Source organism: Ruegeria sp. H3 (assembly GCF_056533095.1).
Genome location: NZ_JBQFOD010000021.1, coordinates 1 through 16,257, shown reverse-complemented (window position 1 = coordinate 16,257; position 16,257 = coordinate 1). Strand labels below are relative to the sequence as shown.

Here is a 16,257-nt window from a genome sequence, read left to right as displayed (position 1 = left end):
AGATCAATCGGGCCGGATCAAAGACCCGGCACCGTGTTCGGTGAACAGCTCCAGCAGCACCGCATTAGGTGCGCGCCCGTCCAGAATGACCACCGCGCGAACGCCACTGTGCAAAGCGTCTAGCGCCGTTTCGGTTTTGGGGATCATACCGCCTGCAATCGTGCCTTCGCGGGTCATTTCGCGGATTTGACCGGCTTTCAACTCGGTGACTACGTCACCGGCCGCGTTTTTAACACCAGATACGTCGGTCAGCAACAACAGGCGATCCGCTTTCAGGGCAGAGGCGATAGCCCCGGCAGCTGTATCGCCATTGACGTTGAATGTCTCTCCGTCCGTGCCAGCGCCCAACGGTGCGACGACCGGAATCACATCATGCGAGAACAAATCGTGCAGGACCTTTGGGTTCATCTCGGACGGCGTGCCGACAAAGCCCAGTGAGGCATCTGTCTGCTCGCAGGTCAACAGGTTGGCGTCCTTGCCCGACAGGCCCACTGCGGTGCCGCCCTGACGGTTGATCGCTTGAACGATGCGTTTGTTGACCAGGCCAGACAGGACCATCTCAACCACCTCAACAGTGGCTTTGTCCGTGACACGTTTACCATTCACGAAATCCGATTGGATATCCAGCTGCTTCAGCATCGCGTTGATCATTGGCCCACCGCCATGCACGACGACCGGGTTCACACCTACCTGACGCATCAGCACAACATCGCGTGCAAAGCTCTCCATCGCTTCGTCGCTGCCCATGGCGTGACCGCCCAGCTTGATAACAACGATGGCGCCGTCATAGCGCTGCAAATAGGGCAAGGCGCTATTTAGGGTTGCAGCAGTGGCGATCCAGTCCCGGTTCATGTCTCGTGTCTTCATTGGCTGTCAGTCCTTTGATCCACCCTGTTAGGGCGTTTGGACCGGGCTGCCAAGACCATACCGGGCAATTGCTGCAATCTGAGGCCGCGCCGGCTTGGCGCGGCCCGTGTTCAGCTCAGCTCATCGCGCGTTTCATCGCGGGAATGTTGCTGAGGATGAGCAAGTCAAAGGCAAGAACGGCCATTAGGGTCAAACCAACCAATGGGAAAGCCATGGCCGTGAACAACCCGATCAGAACAGCACCTTTCCAAAAGGGCAGTTCTGCCGGCATGGGTGGAGCGGCCAAACGGCCGGCTTTTTGCGGACGTCGCTTAACCCACATCACCACGCCCGAGACGCAGACAAAGATCACTGATAGGCAGAAAACCAGGTTCAGAACAAAGTTCCAAATGCCCATCAACCCCATATGCAACGGGATGCCAACAGCCATGGCCTTGCCCATCAGCGAATAGTCCGCATACTGCACATCGGCCAGGATTTTGCCTGTGTACTGATCCACATGTACGGTTCGATCGTTCACCGGGTCAGTTGAGTCACTGCTCATGCTGTCACGGTTCAGCGTCCAAACCCCCGCTTCCCCGCTGGGATAGGCCACCCGGAACCGCCCTGCCATGCCCAGAGCCGTGCCGAGTTCGACCAATGCGTCGATATCGACGCTTGCGCCCTCTGGCACGCCTGTGATCCCCACATTCGAACCCGAGGCGGGCATTGGGGTCTGTTCCAACGCCCAAGGGACATCGTTCTGATGCCCATGGTTCATGCTGGCGTGGGTTTCGTCCGATAGCGGAACATTGTCCCATTTCTCGGCGGGGAAACTGCTCCAGGGTTGGACAATCATGCCGCCCCAGACCCCGGCCCAGGATAGGCCAGAGATCAAGAATACGATCAGCAGAAACGACATCCAAAAGCCGACTACAGCGTGCAGCGATTTCCACAACGCCCGACCGCGCGCCTTCAGGTGCGGGACAAGTGCGGCAAGCCCATTGCCACGGGGCCACCACAGATAAAGGCCGGTAAATACCAGAACCAAACTCAGACCCGCAGCAATTTCCAAGATACGGTCGCCTGTGGTGCCGATCAGAAGGGTCGAATGGATATTGTCCGCCAGATCGTACCAACCTGCCCGACGGTCCCAAACCTCAATCACCTGACCGGCATAGGGGTCGACGGCGACCATGTGGTGCCCGGCTTCGGTTTTGACGCGGAACACGGTGGCCAGATTTTCTGCCTTGGGACCGATCCATTCCACGACCTGACCGGGTACCTGGGCCATCGCGACCTCGGCCTGCTCCGAAACGGGCAAGGCGGTGCCTTCAATCGTGACGCCGATCTTTTCGCCGTCACGCCCGTCGAACTGAGTGATGAACATCATCATCAAACCGGTCACGGCCAATATGATAAGGAATGGGATCACGAAAATCCCCGCGTAGAAGTGCCACCGCCAGGCGGCGAAGTAGAATTTTTGCGCAATTGTATCCTGCGCTTGGGCCGTGCCCGGATTTTGGCTATCGATTGCCATTAGAAAATCTCCATATGCAGACATGCCCCGCATGCGTGGCACGCAGGGTGAAGAAGTGTTTGCTGTTTCAGGAGATTTGGGGTGGCCCGCGGGCGTCGTAACGCGTGTAGAAACCAGCGCTGCGATGGGTGAAGTCCGAATGGTCCCAGCGAGACTGAATGTGGAAGTCTGCCGGAACGATCATGGTGATCCCGAGGATATCTACGCCAGCTGTCAGCCCAGCAAAGGGGCACATTGTCCGCGTGTCGCTATCGTCATGAACCGGTTCATCCGTGTCCAGGTCGACCCATTGTTCAACCGTGCCTTCTCCGGTGCAGAGCACCAGCAGGATCTTGCCGTCAATGTCCTGCGCTGGCATCCAACCTTGCGGGATTGCGCCGGTTGTCAGCACTGCGAGTACCGTCAGAGCGCCTATGGCACGCAGGATCAGGGTCATTCGAGATGTGCAATTATAGAGCGGAGTGTTGGGATACCGTCACCCTTCTCGGACGAGGTCAGCACAATCTCGGGGTAGGCTGCGGGATGTTTGGACAGGGCCGTGCGGACCTGATCCAGAACCTTTTCCCGATCTTGTGCTTTGACCTTATCGGCCTTGGTCATCACGCATTGAAAAGTCACCGCGCTCGTATCCAGCAACTTCATGATCTCATCGTCGACGGGTTTTACCCCGTGGCGTGAATCGATCAGCACGAAAGCCCGGCGCAGGGTTTGCCGCCCGCTCAGATATTGCTTGAGCAGCCGCTGCCATTTCTCAACCACCTTGACCGGAGCGTTTGCGTAGCCATAGCCGGGAAGGTCGACCAGATACAGCTCGGGGCCTTGGGTGAAAAAGTTGATCTCTTGCGTGCGGCCGGGGGTGTTTGAGGCGCGCGCCAGACCCTTGGTCCCGGTCAGAGCGTTGATCAGGCTGGATTTGCCGACATTGGACCGCCCGGCAAAACAGACCTCAAGCCTGTCAGGGGCAGGCAGGCCGTTCATGGCAACGACGCCTTTGACGAATTCCGATGGGCCTGCAAACAGCTTGCGCCCGCGCTCCAGCGAAATTTCGTCTGGGTCTTCGGTTAGGGGAAAGGGCAGGGCGGTCATAGCACCTGCACCTTATCATCCAGGCTGATCCTGCCGCCTTTGATCACCTCGGCATAGACGCCGAAATCTTGATGGCCCCAGCTGTTCAGAGCGCCCAGCGTGTCTGCATCCCGCTCGCCGGTTTCAGGATTGGCTGTGGTGGCCATGCAGCGCACGATCCGTTCGCGCACATGCAGCACGGCCTCGCCAATCTGAACATCCTTGCCCAGCCAATCGAATTCTTCCCATAGGGGCAGACCATCGAACCAGATATTGCCGCGCCAGCGCGCGATCGACAATTCCTGCCCCAGTTTCTGCGCAACCGCGCGGTGCGAAGCCATGTTGCACAGGCTGATCGAGGGGTAGTCACTGTCCGTCATACCGCGACCGGGCACACGAATGATCCGCGCCGAGGCGGCTCGGTCAGCAGGCATCAAAGGCTTCACCCAGTCCAGAAACACGTCTTGTTCGTTCTCCGGATCGAAGCGCAGATCGGGCCTGTCGGGATGGCTGAGGGTAAGGGTTTCCCCTTCAAGCTGAGCGGTTATCGCCATCAGGCTGGGCGCTTTTGATCCACGGCTGAAATTGGCGCAGGGCACCCATTTTGATCCATCAGCCTTTGACGCCTCATGCGCGACTGCCCAAACGCGATCCCCGGGCATAGTCTGCCCGGGGGTCAATGTCACGTCAGTCAGGCTCTCCCGCCCATGGCTTTTGATGGGGTGTCGCCATATGCAGGTTACAGTGCCGGTCATTTGTCATCCGTCTTTGGCGTTCGCTTGAAGCCCGATTTGATATTGCCGAACACATCTGGCGTATATCCCTGGCTGCGCATGATCAGATATTGCTGCGTGAAGGTTATGGTGTTGTTCGCGATCCAGTAGACGACCAGACCACTGGCAAACCCGCCCAGCATGAACATGAAGACCCATGGCATCCAGGCAAAGATCATCGCTTGGGTCGGGTCGGTTGGGGCCGGGTTCAGTTTCTGCTGCATCCACATCGAGATACCCAGTAGCAAGGGCAGGATACCGATGAAGATCAGTGCCATCAGGCTTTCGGGCGCAGGTGCGGCCCAAGGCAGCAGTCCAAAGAAGTTGAAGATCGAGGTCGGGTCCGGCGCGCTGAGGTCCTGGAACGGGCCGAACCATGGGGCCTGCCGCAGTTCGATGGTGACAAAGATCACCTTATAGAGCGAGAAAAAGATCGGGATCTGCATCAGGATCGGCAGGCAGCCCGCAGCCGGGTTCACCTTTTCCTTCTTGTACAGCTCCATCATGCCTTGCTGCATCTTCTGACGGTCGTCGCCTGCGGCTTCTTTCAGGGCCTCCATCTGCGGCTGCAATTCCTTCATCTTCGCCATCGAGACATAGGATTTGAACGCCAGCGGGAACAGAATGGCCTTGATGATCAGCGTCAGGCCGATGATCGACCAGCCCATATTGCCGATCAGCAGGTTGATATTGTGCAGCAGCCAGAAGATCGGTTTAGTCAGGAAGGCAAACCAACCCCAATCGATGCTTTCGATGAATTTCTGCACACCCTCAGCTTGGTACTCGCGAATGGTTTCCCACTCTTTTGCACCAGCAAACAGCCGCGTTGTGGTCTGTTCGGTCGTGCCCGGTGCTACTGCGATTGTCGGCAGCACCGTCTCGGTCTGGTAGATTTTGCGCCGAGCGTCGTATTTTGCAGCGGCCTTGAACGTCGCGCCTTCGGCAGGGATCAGGGTTGTCATCCAGTAGTGGTCTGTGAAACCAACCCAACCACCCTCTTTCACCTGAAAAACTTCGGCCTGCGCGCGTTCGTTCGGATCGATGTCGAAATCGCGCACATCGCCGTAGTCGATCTCATCCAGCACGCCATCGGCCATGACCATGGCCCCTTCATGCAGGATGAAGAAGTTTTTCAAGCCCGGCAGATCGCCATCCTCGCCAATGCCATGGCGCGCCAGAATGCCGTAGGGGGCCATGCTGACTTCGGACGCGGTGGCGTTTTCGACGGATTGGGTCACCGAGAACATGTAGTTGTCGTCGACAGAAATGGTGCGGCGGAAGGTCAGCCCGTTGCCGTTCTCCCACGCCAACGTTACCGGGCTGTCCGGGCTCAGGGTTTCACCCTGTTCCAACGTCCACAAGGTGTTGGGGCCGGGGACGTCTTCGCCCGAAACGCCCGCGCCCGGCGCCCAGCCATACAGCGCGTAGTAGGCAGAGTTTGACCCAACCGGCGACAGCAGCTCGACAATCGGTGCGTCTTCTTCGATCGAGACTTTGTAGTCTTTCAGGAACAGCTCATCGATACGTCCGCCCGACAGTGACAGGCTGCCTTTTAGGCGGGGCGTGTCGATTTCGACGCGCGGGGCCTGTTCTTCGGGTAGTGTGTCTTCGGCGGCGGCGGTAGCTTCATCTACGGTGCCACTTGCAGTTGCGCTGGGCGTCTGAATCTCGGCCTCATCTATTGCCGCGATCTCAGCATCCTCTGCCACAGTGCTGGGTTCCGGCGGAGGGAACAGCACGAACCAGACCAGGATCACCAGAAAGCTGAGCGCGGTTGCGAGGATGAGGTTCTTATTCTGATCGTCCATCTGGGACAGCCACCTTGAGCAGTGAAAGACACCCGCAGGGTTCAACAGAGTGCAGGCCCAAAGGTCAAGCGGAATCGGCTGTCAATTCGTCACGGATCATCCATATAGGGCTTAAAATCCGCCTTGTGATCCCGTTTGCCGGCCAATCTTCGGAACACCGTTGACCTTGTTGCGATGCGCGGCAATCCAATCCAGTGTTTTCTCGAACGGCATGGGTTTCCCAATGCCAAAGCCCTGAACATGGTTGCAACCAAGCTGTGCCATCAAGGCGTGTTCCCCTGGGGTTTCCACACCTTCGGCCAGGGTTTCAACCTTCAGGCGCTCCGCCATGGTCAGGATCGCGCTTGCAAGCTGTTGCTGGCTTGGGTCTTGATCGGATTTGGCAACAAAGGACCGGTCGATCTTGATCCGGGAGACCTGAAACCGCTTGATCGACGCGATTGAGGCATGTCCGGTGCCAAAATCGTCCAGATCAATACAGCATCCAAGCGCGGCCATGCTGGTGACATTCCGCGTGATTACGTCATCGGGTCTGCGGGAAAAAACAGTTTCCAGAATTTCAACCGCCAGCCTGTCTGGGGTGAGGTCGAATTGATCCATCTCCCATTTTAAGCGATCGATCAGGCCGGGGTCTCGCAGCTCATCCGATGAGAAATTAATGCCGATCCGCGGCACGATTACTCCGGCCCGATCCCAGTCACGCATGGCTTTGAACGCATGATGGCGGATGGTCTGTCCGAAACGTTCCATCATCTCGGCCTGTTCCGCAAAGGGCAGAAACACGTGCGGGCCCAATACGCCTTTTTGCGGATGCTCCCATCTTGCCAGCGCTTCAAACCCGGTGACCTTGCCGGTATCGGTAGAGATTTGAGGCTGAAACCATGGGCGGATTTCGCCGCTGTTCAGCGCGGTCTCGAACTCTTTTTTCAGATTGGTACGAATGCGCGACCGGCGGCGTGTATCCGACGAATAGGCGCGAATCGTGGATGGGCCATTCTGTTGCGCCTCGATCAAGGCGTTGTTGGCGGCGTCCTTCCACATTTCCGGGGTCCCGTTAGGTTCGCCTGAACTGAGGCAGAACCCTATGGAGCACGAGACATAGATGCCGGTGCCGTTCAGCGGTATCGGATCTTCGATGGCTGACTGAATGCGCCCCGCCATTTGTATACAGGCCTCAAGATCCAGGTGCTGCGCTGGGCGCAGAGCAATCAGAATCCTGTTGCCTGCCAACCGGGTTACAAAGTCCTGGCTGCGAATGACCGAGAGAATGCGATTGCAGACCTGCTCCGATATCAGGTTCGTCGCGGCCTCGCCATGCAGGTCAAGAAGCTGTGTGTAATCGTCGAGCGCAATGGCAATACAAGCGGACATTTCCCCGCTTTGTTTTGAACCTTGAAAGACCGCCTCCAACTCTGCATCGAAGCGGTCGTTGGTGAGAAGACCACCTGCTTGGTGAGTTCCAAACGTCCCACCAGCCTTTGACCCAAACCGGCCGACTGCCGCGGCGATCAACGGCAGGCCCAAAGCGGCGGCGACAAGCGCACGTTCACCCCCGATCCAGAACGCACCAAGGCTGAGTGCGGGAATGAAGGCGAGAGCAGATGAGGAGTTCAGCAGCGACGCGAAGCTACGCGACAGACGGTCAAAAGAAGGTAGGTTCCGCATCGGTTTCCAGGCCCTGAGAGATGATCACAGGCCCCGACCGTATGAAACCAATCTGAGTCAGCCGTTAACGCAGATGCGGAATTTCACCCAAATCTTCGGGTTTTTTGTCCGGATCCAAAGAAAGCCCTGCAAAATCGAACAGTTTGGGGTCCAGCAGGTGCGACGGTCGGGCATTAGTCAGGGCGCGGAACATGACCTGCCGCCGACCGGGACTGTTCTTTTCCCATTGATCGAGAATTTGTTTGACCTGTTGGCGTTGCAACCCGTCCTGACTGCCGCACAGATCGCAGGGGATGATCGGGTAGCGCATTGCATTGGCAAATTTCTCGCAATCCGCTTCGGCCACATGGGCCAGTGGGCGAAAGACGAACAGATCGCCCTCTTCATTGACCAGCTTGGGCGGCATAGTGGCCAAACGACCGCCATGGAACAGGTTCATGAAGAAGGTTTCCAAAACGTCGTCACGGTGATGGCCCAGTACAACGGCTGAACACCCTTCTTCGCGTGCGATGCGATACAGGTTGCCGCGACGCAGGCGAGAACACAGCGCGCAATATGTACGGCCTTGCGGGACTTTATCGACTACGATCGAATAGGTATCCTGATATTCGATCCGGTGGGGTACATCCATGCGTTCCAAAAATTCAGGCAGGACGGTGGCGGGAAAACCGGGTTGGCCCTGATCCAGATTGCAGGCCAGCAGATCGACGGGCAGCAGGCCGCGCCATTTCAACTCATAGAGAACGGCCAGCAGGGTGTAGCTGTCTTTGCCTCCGGACAGGCAGACCAGCCACCGGGGCGGCTTGCCGTCCTTGTCATGGGCAGAGGGGTTCACCATCCCGTAGTGTTCAATGGCTTCACGGGTCTGGCGCACAATACGCTTGCGTAGTTTCTTGAACTCGGTGGTCGAGGGCGCGCCAGCGAAAAGCGGGTGGATATCATCTGCTTCGTCAAACATGGACCTGCCCTAAAGAGTTTGAGGCACCCCGGCAAGATAAATGCCAGGTTTTGAGCATCAGGTTTTGTCTTTACACGCCTGGCACTCTGGAACCGGATCGTACCCGTCGCCGCCCCAGGGATGGCACCGCCCGATTCTGCGCGCGGCCAGCCATGCCCCCTTAATCGCCCCGTGCTTTTCCAGCGCTTCCAGCGCATAGGCAGAACAAGTGGGTTGATAGCGGCAGTTGAAGCCAACCCAGGGGCTAAAGATCAACCGATACGCCCGGACGGGCAGGGCGATGATATGAGCCAGAAAGGTCATTTGCCCGTGCCATGGATTTTGCGCAGCGCGTATTTCAGATCGTTCAGCAGAGAGTCATAGGGGCAGGACCCGGTGACATCGGCGCGTCCGATCAGCACATAGTCCCACCCGTCATGACCTCGGGTGGGCAGAATGGCACGCGCTGCTTCGCGCAAGCGCCGTTTGGCGCGGTTTCGGGCGACAGCGTTGCCAACTTTCTTGGAACAGGTGAACCCAACCCGAATACCGGGTGCTTCGTCCGGCGCGCGCTTGCGGGCCTGTACCATCATCGACGATGTGCCTTGCCTGCGCGCGCGCGCGGCTTTCAGGAAATCAGGCCGGTTCTTAAGTGCAGTCAAAGATACTGGCGCGCAAACAGAAGCCGCCGGGGGCTTTTCCCGGGGGTGGTTCTTACCAACCTCAGGGGCCTCCGGCGGCGTCATGTTCAGTACCTGACAGGTCGAGCGGTTTACGCGCTCAGCGACTTGCGGCCACGTGCGCGGCGCGCGTTCAGGATTTTACGGCCGGCCTTGGTAGCCATGCGCGCGCGGAAACCGTGGCGGCGTTTGCGAACCAGGTTCGAAGGCTGATAGGTGCGTTTCATCGCTCCGTCTCCAATCTATAGCGGTGGGTGCGGCGCGGATTCGCCTGGCCCTAGTGTTCGAAGCCCGTCCTCTACTGCTAAGCGGGGGGTAAGTCAAACCCCAAGACAGGGGTTTTGACGCCTTTTGCAACAATTCTGTAACCGGGCCGTCGAAAAGGTTTCAGATTCCTGGTTTTGCACCCGAAACTCTCACATTCCCTGCCACATAGTTCAAGGCCGCGTGAGGGACCTGTCGTTTGGCGGTCGGGCAACGCATGTTGGGGTCAGAATGAAACAGATCAAGCCGGATGAGCCTATGAGTGAAACGACCCAGCCCCCGCGCAGCGGCGTTGCGCGCCATATTCCACTGCTGGTGATCCTTACGGTCGCAGCGCTGGGGTTCTTCACGCTTGGCGATTACCTCAGCTTTGAGACCTTGCGCGATAATCGTGAGGCGCTTCTGGCATGGCGGGATGCAAATTACTGGGCCATGGCCGGTGCCTTTATCGCAATCTACATCGTGATTGTGGCCTTCTCCTTGCCCGGTGCAGCCGTGGCTTCTATGACCGGTGGCTTCCTGTTTGGCTTGTTCGCGGGAACGGTTTTCAACGTTTTCGCGGCGACGATTGGCGCATCGGCGATTTTCCTGGCCGCCCGTTGGGGTTTGGGTGAATCACTGACCGCGCGGTTGGAATCCTCGGAAGGCACGGTCAAAAAGCTGAAGGACGGGCTGCGCGAGAACGAGATTTCTGTGCTGTTCCTCTTGCGGCTGGTTCCAGTTGTGCCTTTCTTTGTCGCTAATCTGGTGCCCGCATTGGTCGGCGTGAAGTTTCGTAACTTCCTGATCACCACAGCGCTGGGGATTATTCCGGGCGGGATCGTGTACACGTGGATCGGCGTCGGGCTGGGCGGTGTGTTCGATCGGGGTGAAACGCCTGATGTATCCCTTTTGTGGGAACCGTTTGTGATCGGCCCGATCATCGGCCTTTGTGTGCTGGCCGCGTTGCCAATTGTGATCAAAGCCCTGCGCGGCAAAAAGGACACCTGAACGCATGAAGAAAGTGAAGACGGATATCCTGGTGATCGGAGCCGGATCGGGCGGGTTGTCAGTTGCCGCAGGAGCCGCACAGATGGGGGCCGACGTGATCCTGCTGGAAGGCCACAAGATGGGTGGTGACTGCCTGAACTTTGGCTGCGTCCCGTCAAAGGCGCTGATCGCAAGTGGTAAAGCGGCTCACGCGCAGGGGCACGCCACGTCGTTTGGAGTGGCGAATGTTGTGCCTCAGGTCGACTATGGTGCAGCGAAAGATCACGTTCATGATGTAATCTCTCAGATCGAGCCGATGGACAGTCAGGAGCGGTTCGAGGGCTTTGGCGTGACAGTCATCCGAGAGTTTGGCACCTTCCTGACGCCAACCGAGGTTCACGCCGGGGACACCGTGATCACCGCGCGCCGTGTTGTGATTGCGACCGGGTCATCTCCGTTGGTCCCTCCGATCCCCGGTTTGGAAAATGTGCCGTATTATACCAACGAGACCGTTTTCGATCTGCGCGACAAACCGGACCATCTGCTGATCATCGGTGGAGGGCCTATCGGCATGGAAATGGCGCAAGCGCATATCCGGTTTGGCTGCAAAGTTACAGTGATCGAAGGCATGAAGGCGCTGAGCAAGGATGACCCTGAGGCTGCGGCCGTGGTTGTGGACACCTTGAGGGCAGAAGGCATCGATATCCGCGAGCAAGCCATGGTCGCTCAGATACGTGGTGAGGACGGTAAGATCGAAGTTGTGACCGAGAACGGCGATATCATTTCAGGCACCCATCTGTTGATGGCCGCCGGGCGCAAGGCGAATGTGGATCGTCTGAACCTTGAGGCTGCTGGAATCGACCGAACACGCACCGGTATCAAGGTTGACGACGCATTACGTACGACCAACCGCAAGGTTTATGCGATTGGCGATGTCGCAGGTGGGCTGCAATTCACCCATGTTGCAGGGTATCATGCTGGCATTATTATTCGGTCAGCTTTGTTCGGACTGCCCTCAAAAGCCAAAACAGCGCATATTCCTTGGGCAACCTATACCGACCCGGAACTCGCTCAGGTTGGTTTGACAGAGGCGCAAGCCCGCGAACAACATGGTGAGGCGATGGAAATCGCCCGGTTTGACTATCATCACAATGACCGCGCGATTTCTGAACGAAAGACCAAGGGTTTCATCAAGGTGATGGTCGTCAAAGGCCGCCCGGTTGGCGCAACAATCGTGGGGCATCAGGCCGGAGAGTTGATCAACTTGTGGTCTCTGGCGCTGGCCAATAACCTCAAGATGGGTCAGATCGCCGCGATGGTTTCGCCCTATCCGACGATCGGAGAGCTTAACAAACGCGTCGCGGGTGCTTATTTCTCGCCGAGGCTGTTTGAGAATCAGACAGTTAAACGAGCGGTCAGGTTCGTCCAGCGCTGGATTCCCTGACCCAAAGAAGGAGCGTCAATTGAACTCGCTGTCGGGCCGTTTCCTGATCTTGACGACGGTCTTCGTGATGCTGGCCGAAATCCTGATCTTTGTCCCGTCAATCGCGCGCTTCCGGGAAGACTTTCTACTAAACCGGCTGGAGCGCGCGCAGATCGCATCGCTGGCGCTGTTAGCCGATGACATGCTTGCCGATGAGCTTGAGGCCGAACTGCTGGAAAACGCGGGCGTCTATAATGTCGTACTCAGACGTGATGAGGTGCGTCAGTTGATGCTGTCCTCACCCATCCCAGAACAGATCACCAATACTTACGATCTGCGGGATGCAGGCCCCTGGATTCTAATCCGTGATGCGATGACACGGATATTCACGGTCGAGAACGAAGTAATTCGTGTGATCGGAGAACCTGTCAAACGGGCTGGTTTGTTAATCGAAGTGACCATGGAAAGCGCACCTTTGCGGATGGCGATGGTGGACTATGGCCTTCGAATCCTTGGACTGTCATTTGTTATCTCGATCATAACGGCGTCGCTGCTGTTTCTCGCAGTACGTGTTGTTCTTGTTCGTCCGATCAAAAGTGTTGTCGGCTATATGCAGCGCTATGCTAGCGCGCCCGAGGATGCGCGTGGCATCATCTCGCCGAGTTCGAAAGTGACCGAACTGCGCGAGGCGGAAGAAGCCTTACAGATGCTGCAAACGGACCTGACACAGGCGTTGAAACAGCGCGAGCGATTGGCGCAATTGGGTGGTGCCGTGGCCAAGGTCAGCCACGATTTGCGGAATATCCTGACATCGGCGCAGCTTTTTACGGACCGGATTGAGGCGAGTGATGATCCTTTGGTCAAACGCATGGCACCGAAGCTGGTCAACTCGATCACCCGAGCGGTTTCCCTTTGCGAAAGCACACTTGCCTTTGGCCGTGCAGAAGAACCCGCGCCAACTCTGAACATGGTAAAGGTTCGCGACATTGCTGCGGACGTGGCTGCAAGCGAGCAATTGGCGGTGGCCGACGCCTGTGTTGAGATTGCGAACGAAGTACCGAACGACCTGGTCGCACGTGCCGACCCTGAGCAATTGTACCGAGTCATCATGAACCTTGTCCGCAATGCGCGGCAGGCGCTGGTCGCCTCTGGAAAACCGGGTCGGATCGTCATCGTGGGGTGCGAGTTGGAGAGCATCTGGTGCATCGTAGTCAGCGATACAGGCCCCGGGCTGCCACCCAAAGCGCGGGAAAACCTGTTCACCCCGTTTGAGGGTGGTGTGCGTAAGGGCGGGTCTGGCCTAGGTCTTGCAATTTCGCAGGAACTGGTGCGCGGCCATGGCGGGGATCTGGTGCTGAAAGACACCGGACCCGATGGAACGACCTTTGAAATAAGGCTGCCCCGCGGAGACGAGACTTTTTGAGGATTTTTTACAGAATCGACTTGCACGTCCACCGTGCCGGGTCTAAATAGCGCCTCACCAACGCGGACCGATAGCTCAGCTGGATAGAGTACTTGACTACGAATCAAGGGGTCGGGGGTTCGAATCCTCCTCGGTCCGCCACTTGGTGATATTCCTAAATCTTGGTGAGACGCACTAGGTTGTATAAACCTCTGTGTTTTATGGCCATAGCCACGCTGGTGGGTTTCATTGGATTTTATCCGATAACACAAGTATGCTTTCATTGAGTGGTATATTTTGTGGTATTTTCATGTCCGCACTCGGCGGGAAGCTGACAAAGAAGCTGGTTGAGAATCTTGGCCCTGGTCGGCATGGTGACGGCTCTGGCTTGTACCTTGTTGTTGATCCATCGGGTGCACGGCGCTGGATCGTGCGTGTAACGGTCAAAGGACAGAAGAACCGCAAGGGCGCTCCGCTGCGCACGGATTTCGGGTTAGGTGGCGCTGATGTCGTCACACTAAACCAGGCTCGAGAAAGAGCCCTCGAATATCGACGCATGGCAAAGTCCGGGCTGAACCCGCGTTTCAACGCCCAGCGTGAAATCCCGACCTTTGAGGAACTCAGCCGACAAGTTCACATTGACCGCCTGCCAACATGGAAGAATGCCAAACACGGCCAGCAATGGCTCAACACCTTGCGCGACTATGCGTTCCCAAAGATCGGGCGCATGCCAGTCGACAGCATTGATCAGCCCGAAGTGTTGATGTGCCTGTCCCCCATCTGGACCGAGAAACACGAAACCGCAAAGCGACTGTCGCAGCGGATCAAGACGGTGCTCGATGTGGCAAAGTCCAAGGGCTTCCGCTCGGGCGAGAACCCGGTGACCGCTATCCGCGAAGGTAAAGTGCTGCCAACCGTCAAAGCCAAGGTCCAGCACCATGACGCGATGCCGTGGCAGGAAGTGTCCGCATTCTATGCCGAGCTACAGACCCGTTCAGCCATGGCCGCCAAGGCGCTGCAGTTCACCATTCTGACCGCCTGCCGAACCTCAGAGGTGCTAGAGATGAAGTGGCCCGAGGTTGATGTCGATGCGCGCCTGTGGACCATCCCGGCGGAGCGCATGAAAGGCGGGCAGGTCCATCGTGTCCCTCTCACCGACGAAATGCTGGCCATTCTGGAGCCGCTGCACGCGTTGGCCTCTGACTATGTGTTCGAGGGGCAAAAGCGGCATCAGCCTTTGTCGAACATGTCGATGCTGATGCTGCTGCGCCGGATGCGGCAGGATGGCGTCACCGTACACGGGTTCCGCAGTTCGTTTCGGGATTGGGCAGCGGAAGCTGCTAATGCGCCGCGTGAATTGGCAGAGGCGGCTTTGGCCCATCAGGTTGGTTCAGATGTGGAGCGTGCGTACGCGCGGTCGGATATGTTGGAACGGCGGCGAGAATTGATGGAAGAGTGGTCCAGGTCTGTGTCAGTTTAGCATTTTAGATGGATATGAGTTGATGACGGATAAAAAATGGACAAAGCCTAATCGGCTTACAGAGGTTATTCATCACGAAGCATCCCCCGTCACTGTGGGGGCGTTCCCAAGCCCGTCTGTAGCGTCTCTGAAAAACTCATTTAGTGATGATTTCAGAGAAACAAGGGACGGAGATACAGTTTGGGAAGTTTGGATAACGACTAGGACAGGACTAGACAAAGAGGTCGTGGGATTAAGCTATTTCGCGACAGAAGAAGCGGCTGTAGCGTCTATGCCAGTTGGGATGACATACGGAGACCAATTTGGTTTTCCCAAGAGATTGAAAGAAATAGTTGGAAATGGAGGCCTGGACCCCTCCGGAATGCTGTCATTTATGTTTGGATCTGGCGATCACGATGCGGTTCATTTTGTCTGTTACGAAGCGCTAGCCGAAGCGGGGGTCATATCAAAAAAGGACTACAGTATTCTGCCAAGTGTTCTCGATTGGTTGGGCGACGAACATGTTGCCTGGATGAGAAACACCTTTGGTGAAAATTGGACAGCAGTTGCTAAATTTGAGTTTTGCTTGAACCACTTCCCTGACTCGTCTCTGGCTAGTCTCTCAGCGAAACTACTCTTGTCGCAGTTCATAACAAACGACGACTTTACTGCGGGCTACATAACCAAGGAAATTGAGGCTATCTCAGGTGGCACTGAAGCTGCAGCAATTCTGGCGGCAAACACCCAAAAAAAAATGCTGGCGAAGCCGGGGCACGTGCATCCCGGGATCGTAGACTTCAGAACCTGGAACTGCTGATGCAAGAAATCGAGCAACTATCTAGCGCGGTTGGTTTGGTCAGCGAAGAACGAATAATCGAGCAAGCCTTGGAAAAGTCAGTTGATAAACAAGCGGACTTCCCAAAATCGCGAAAAACTCATGCGGACTATGGAACGGCGTTGCGTTCAGAAGAGCCTTTCAAATCAAGTTACGAAGCGTTGTTCAGGAAAACCGCTTAAGCATTTTCTCACTTCGGGAAGACGCTTAAGCGCAATAAAAAGTCTGGTGACACTTCGGCAAAGCTGCCCACAATTGGGAGCCATCGCAACTGATCCAAGAGGATTTCAACGATGGCAAACGTCTTCAATGACGACCGGGTCTACTTCCCAGAAGACCCTGAGATGAAATTGCTGGGAAACCGCGAGAAGCTGGCTCAATGGCGCCACCGCATGTGTGGTCCGGCCTTTATCCGCCTCGGTCGGCGGATCGCCTATCACGGTGCCGATCTGAACGCCTGGCTGGCGACCCGGCGCACCGATCCCAACAACGAGGCTGCATAATGAAAAACCCCAACTCCAAGCGCGGAGATGGGGCTTTTCCAGTGACATCAACTGCCACCCTAGCAAGTCCAGTTGATGCCACAGGATG

The 16,257-nt window shown here is 56.9% G+C and carries 18 protein-coding genes and 1 tRNA gene; 8 read left to right on the top strand and 11 right to left on the bottom strand.

All coding sequences use genetic code 11. From position 1 onward, the window contains the following. Nucleotides 1-3 precede the first annotated feature (3 nt). The 11 genes from argB to rpmH all read right to left on the bottom strand — a co-directional run bounded on the left by argB (nucleotide 4) and on the right by rpmH (nucleotide 9,541). The gene (gene argB, locus ACR0JE_RS18320) at nucleotides 4-867 is read right to left on the bottom strand and encodes an acetylglutamate kinase (RefSeq protein WP_480865195.1); all 864 of its coding nucleotides are present in this window, start codon (nucleotides 865-867) and stop codon (nucleotides 4-6) included. A gap of 115 nt (nucleotides 868-982) precedes the next feature. Further along, nucleotides 983-2,386, bottom strand: coding sequence for a PepSY-associated TM helix domain-containing protein (locus ACR0JE_RS18315; RefSeq protein ID WP_480865194.1), 1,404 nt, complete (start codon nucleotides 2,384-2,386; stop codon nucleotides 983-985). 67 nt (nucleotides 2,387-2,453) lie between these two features. After that, nucleotides 2,454-2,822: a DUF2946 domain-containing protein gene (locus tag ACR0JE_RS18310; protein WP_480826445.1), complete on the bottom strand. Its 369-nt coding sequence runs from the start codon at nucleotides 2,820-2,822 to the stop codon at nucleotides 2,454-2,456. Then, nucleotides 2,819-3,472 (bottom strand): ribosome biogenesis GTP-binding protein YihA/YsxC, encoded by a 654-nt coding sequence (yihA, locus tag ACR0JE_RS18305; RefSeq protein ID WP_480865193.1) that lies wholly within the window; start codon nucleotides 3,470-3,472, stop codon nucleotides 2,819-2,821. The genes ACR0JE_RS18310 and yihA overlap by 4 nt, the downstream gene beginning before the upstream one ends. Further along, on the bottom strand, nucleotides 3,469-4,206 hold the full coding sequence (locus tag ACR0JE_RS18300; protein WP_480865192.1) for an MOSC domain-containing protein: 738 nt from the start codon (nucleotides 4,204-4,206) through the stop codon (nucleotides 3,469-3,471). The genes yihA and ACR0JE_RS18300 overlap by 4 nt, the downstream gene beginning before the upstream one ends. Beyond that, on the bottom strand, nucleotides 4,203-6,032 hold the full coding sequence (yidC, locus tag ACR0JE_RS18295; RefSeq protein ID WP_480865191.1) for a membrane protein insertase YidC: 1,830 nt from the start codon (nucleotides 6,030-6,032) through the stop codon (nucleotides 4,203-4,205). Before yidC ends, ACR0JE_RS18300 begins: the two co-directional genes overlap by 4 nt. A gap of 111 nt (nucleotides 6,033-6,143) precedes the next feature. Next, complete coding sequence (locus ACR0JE_RS18290; protein ID WP_480865190.1) at nucleotides 6,144-7,697, bottom strand: putative bifunctional diguanylate cyclase/phosphodiesterase; 1,554 nt, start codon at nucleotides 7,695-7,697, stop codon at nucleotides 6,144-6,146. Nucleotides 7,698-7,761: 64 nt separating this feature from the next. After that, on the bottom strand, nucleotides 7,762-8,655 hold the full coding sequence (ttcA, locus tag ACR0JE_RS18285) for a tRNA 2-thiocytidine(32) synthetase TtcA (RefSeq protein WP_480865189.1): 894 nt from the start codon (nucleotides 8,653-8,655) through the stop codon (nucleotides 7,762-7,764). Between the two features lie 57 nt (nucleotides 8,656-8,712). Next, complete coding sequence (yidD, locus tag ACR0JE_RS18280; protein ID WP_480545355.1) at nucleotides 8,713-8,958, bottom strand: membrane protein insertion efficiency factor YidD; 246 nt, start codon at nucleotides 8,956-8,958, stop codon at nucleotides 8,713-8,715. Then, nucleotides 8,955-9,380, bottom strand: coding sequence for a ribonuclease P protein component (gene rnpA / locus ACR0JE_RS18275; RefSeq protein WP_480545353.1), 426 nt, complete (start codon nucleotides 9,378-9,380; stop codon nucleotides 8,955-8,957). Before rnpA ends, yidD begins: the two co-directional genes overlap by 4 nt. A gap of 26 nt (nucleotides 9,381-9,406) precedes the next feature. Continuing rightward, a complete protein-coding gene (gene rpmH, locus ACR0JE_RS18270; RefSeq protein ID WP_005980833.1) occupies nucleotides 9,407-9,541 on the bottom strand; it encodes a 50S ribosomal protein L34 in 135 nt (44 codons plus the stop codon). Between the two features lie 295 nt (nucleotides 9,542-9,836). Between rpmH and ACR0JE_RS18265 the strand changes: the two genes are divergently transcribed. From ACR0JE_RS18265 to ACR0JE_RS18230, 8 genes are all read left to right on the top strand, one after another. Beyond that, on the top strand, nucleotides 9,837-10,568 hold the full coding sequence (locus ACR0JE_RS18265) for a TVP38/TMEM64 family protein (protein ID WP_480545416.1): 732 nt from the start codon (nucleotides 9,837-9,839) through the stop codon (nucleotides 10,566-10,568). Nucleotides 10,569-10,572: 4 nt separating this feature from the next. Then, nucleotides 10,573-11,991, top strand: coding sequence for a dihydrolipoyl dehydrogenase family protein (locus ACR0JE_RS18260; RefSeq protein WP_480865188.1), 1,419 nt, complete (start codon nucleotides 10,573-10,575; stop codon nucleotides 11,989-11,991). Between the two features lie 19 nt (nucleotides 11,992-12,010). Continuing rightward, the gene (locus ACR0JE_RS18255; RefSeq protein WP_480865187.1) at nucleotides 12,011-13,393 is read left to right on the top strand and encodes an ATP-binding protein; all 1,383 of its coding nucleotides are present in this window, start codon (nucleotides 12,011-12,013) and stop codon (nucleotides 13,391-13,393) included. A 64-nt stretch (nucleotides 13,394-13,457) separates the two neighbouring features. Next, nucleotides 13,458-13,534: transfer RNA gene (locus ACR0JE_RS18250), tRNA-Arg, on the top strand. A 148-nt stretch (nucleotides 13,535-13,682) separates the two neighbouring features. Beyond that, the gene (locus ACR0JE_RS18245; protein ID WP_480865186.1) at nucleotides 13,683-14,852 is read left to right on the top strand and encodes a tyrosine-type recombinase/integrase; all 1,170 of its coding nucleotides are present in this window, start codon (nucleotides 13,683-13,685) and stop codon (nucleotides 14,850-14,852) included. Between the two features lie 22 nt (nucleotides 14,853-14,874). Next, complete coding sequence (locus ACR0JE_RS18240; protein ID WP_480865185.1) at nucleotides 14,875-15,648, top strand: hypothetical protein; 774 nt, start codon at nucleotides 14,875-14,877, stop codon at nucleotides 15,646-15,648. After that, nucleotides 15,648-15,848 (top strand): hypothetical protein, encoded by a 201-nt coding sequence (locus tag ACR0JE_RS18235; RefSeq protein ID WP_480865184.1) that lies wholly within the window; start codon nucleotides 15,648-15,650, stop codon nucleotides 15,846-15,848. The genes ACR0JE_RS18240 and ACR0JE_RS18235 overlap by 1 nt, the downstream gene beginning before the upstream one ends. A 111-nt stretch (nucleotides 15,849-15,959) precedes the next feature. Then, nucleotides 15,960-16,169 (top strand): MerR family transcriptional regulator, encoded by a 210-nt coding sequence (locus ACR0JE_RS18230; protein ID WP_480865183.1) that lies wholly within the window; start codon nucleotides 15,960-15,962, stop codon nucleotides 16,167-16,169. Nucleotides 16,170-16,257: the final 88 nt, after the last annotated feature.

Coding starts and splice junctions, on each gene's coding strand:
- argB (WP_480865195.1), bottom strand. CDS start 867: ATGAAGACACGAGACATGAACCGGGACTGGATCGCCACTGCTGCAACC.
- ACR0JE_RS18315 (WP_480865194.1), bottom strand. CDS start 2,386: ATGGCAATCGATAGCCAAAATCCGGGCACGGCCCAAGCGCAGGATACA.
- ACR0JE_RS18310 (WP_480826445.1), bottom strand. CDS start 2,822: ATGACCCTGATCCTGCGTGCCATAGGCGCTCTGACGGTACTCGCAGTG.
- yihA (WP_480865193.1), bottom strand. CDS start 3,472: ATGACCGCCCTGCCCTTTCCCCTAACCGAAGACCCAGACGAAATTTCG.
- ACR0JE_RS18300 (WP_480865192.1), bottom strand. CDS start 4,206: ATGACCGGCACTGTAACCTGCATATGGCGACACCCCATCAAAAGCCAT.
- yidC (WP_480865191.1), bottom strand. CDS start 6,032: ATGGACGATCAGAATAAGAACCTCATCCTCGCAACCGCGCTCAGCTTT.
- ACR0JE_RS18290 (WP_480865190.1), bottom strand. CDS start 7,697: ATGCGGAACCTACCTTCTTTTGACCGTCTGTCGCGTAGCTTCGCGTCG.
- ttcA (WP_480865189.1), bottom strand. CDS start 8,655: ATGTTTGACGAAGCAGATGATATCCACCCGCTTTTCGCTGGCGCGCCC.
- yidD (WP_480545355.1), bottom strand. CDS start 8,958: ATGACCTTTCTGGCTCATATCATCGCCCTGCCCGTCCGGGCGTATCGG.
- rnpA (WP_480545353.1), bottom strand. CDS start 9,380: ATGACGCCGCCGGAGGCCCCTGAGGTTGGTAAGAACCACCCCCGGGAA.
- rpmH (WP_005980833.1), bottom strand. CDS start 9,541: ATGAAACGCACCTATCAGCCTTCGAACCTGGTTCGCAAACGCCGCCAC.
- ACR0JE_RS18265 (WP_480545416.1), top strand. CDS start 9,837: ATGAGTGAAACGACCCAGCCCCCGCGCAGCGGCGTTGCGCGCCATATT.
- ACR0JE_RS18260 (WP_480865188.1), top strand. CDS start 10,573: ATGAAGAAAGTGAAGACGGATATCCTGGTGATCGGAGCCGGATCGGGC.
- ACR0JE_RS18245 (WP_480865186.1), top strand. CDS start 13,683: ATGTCCGCACTCGGCGGGAAGCTGACAAAGAAGCTGGTTGAGAATCTT.
- ACR0JE_RS18240 (WP_480865185.1), top strand. CDS start 14,875: ATGACGGATAAAAAATGGACAAAGCCTAATCGGCTTACAGAGGTTATT.
- ACR0JE_RS18235 (WP_480865184.1), top strand. CDS start 15,648: ATGCAAGAAATCGAGCAACTATCTAGCGCGGTTGGTTTGGTCAGCGAA.
- ACR0JE_RS18230 (WP_480865183.1), top strand. CDS start 15,960: ATGGCAAACGTCTTCAATGACGACCGGGTCTACTTCCCAGAAGACCCT.